General features: G+C 35.8%; 1 protein-coding gene. It reads left to right on the top strand.

The annotated features are described in order from the left end of the window. Positions 1 to 128: 128 nt before the first annotated feature. A complete protein-coding gene (locus BDR01S_RS24530) occupies positions 129 to 1361 on the top strand; it encodes an IS4 family transposase (protein ID WP_066248410.1) in 1233 nt (410 codons plus the stop codon). Positions 1362 to 1426: the final 65 nt, after the last annotated feature.

Raw genomic sequence — 1426 nt, forward strand, 5'->3', positions numbered from 1 at the left:
CTAATTGAAAAATAATACAAAAATGTAATAAAAAGTATTTACTAGACATAAAAAAACTCCTATTGTAGAAGGTATAGACCTTGTTATGTTCCCTAAACAAACAAGTCTTCTACAAAGGAGTTTTAACCTTGAATAATAAGAGTATAGGGCAAGAAATGTTATTGTGTCAATGCTTATCCCTTCTTCCAACAGAGGAATTTGATTGCCCATTGATTGATTATGGAAAGAAACTATCTACCAAAGCTTTAATGAAAATTTTTGTAGCTGCTCAACTAGATCAATGGTCATCCTACAGTCACATTGAAGAGAAATTACGGGCATATCCTAAGTTACAGAAAGAACTTGAAATTGAAAGCATTAGTGGATCTCAGTTGTGCCGGAGAATCAACGATTTCCCTACAGAAATGATTCAAAAAATGTTTGTGAAAATAGTAAGCCAAATACGGCAGTTGACACAGGGATTTGATGGGATTTCCAAAGAAATTGGCCCTTTAAATATTGTGGACTCCACCGAAATTCGGTTACCAGAAAACCTTTGCGATTGGGCTTTTATCTCAAAAGGCCATAATGCCGTTAAAATGCATACTCGACTCGTTGTGGTCTCAAAAGACGTCGTCTTTCCGGATAAAATCGTCCCTTCTACAGGCACTGTAAGTGACTTTGAAAGCTCTGATTTTTTAATCGAAGAGGACGATGCGACGTACGTAATGGATAGAGGATATCCATCGAGGAAGAACTTGATGGCTTGGCAGGAAAAGAATATTTCGTTTGTTGTTCGTATCACCAAAAACTTGGTCCTATATTCTCAAGAAGAATATGAGCCGTCACTACCTTCCATTAAGAGAGATGCAAAAGTTCTTTACGGAATATCAAATGTCCCAGTTCGATACATTGAGTTTGTGGATGAAAAAGACCGAATCTATCGTATTCTTACCACTCGATTTGATTTAACGGATCAACAGATTTTAGAAATCTATAAAAATCGCTGGTTGATTGAATTATTCTTCAAGTGGATAAAAGGTCATTTGAAATTCACCAAAATCTGGAGTACAAAACCGCGAGGAATCTGGAATCAAATGTTCTTAGCGCTTATCGCATTTGGAGTTTCTCTTATTGTAAAACTTCAAACTAAGTCGAAGAAAACACCTTGGGTGTTCTTCCGCATATTACGAACCTATTTATTTTTACCAGGCAAAAAAATGTTGAATGAACTAAACAGGAAGATGAAAAGGTCAAAGGGAAGGCAAAAGGTGCCCATCCCGTTAGAAAAGGAAAAACCATCGTTTGGAAATGTCGCTTTGGTGAAAGAAGTAGTTAAGAAAGAGAAGAGAAAAAGTGAGCGTAAATTAGGAAATTATTAAAAGGAAAAAAAAGGGAACAGGGTCATTTTAATACCTTATTCTCTTTTTTGCTACTAAGATCAAAA

It is taken from the genome of Neobacillus drentensis NBRC 102427, from assembly GCF_001591445.1.
Taxonomy (GTDB): domain Bacteria; phylum Bacillota; class Bacilli; order Bacillales; family Cytobacillaceae; genus Neobacillus; species Neobacillus drentensis.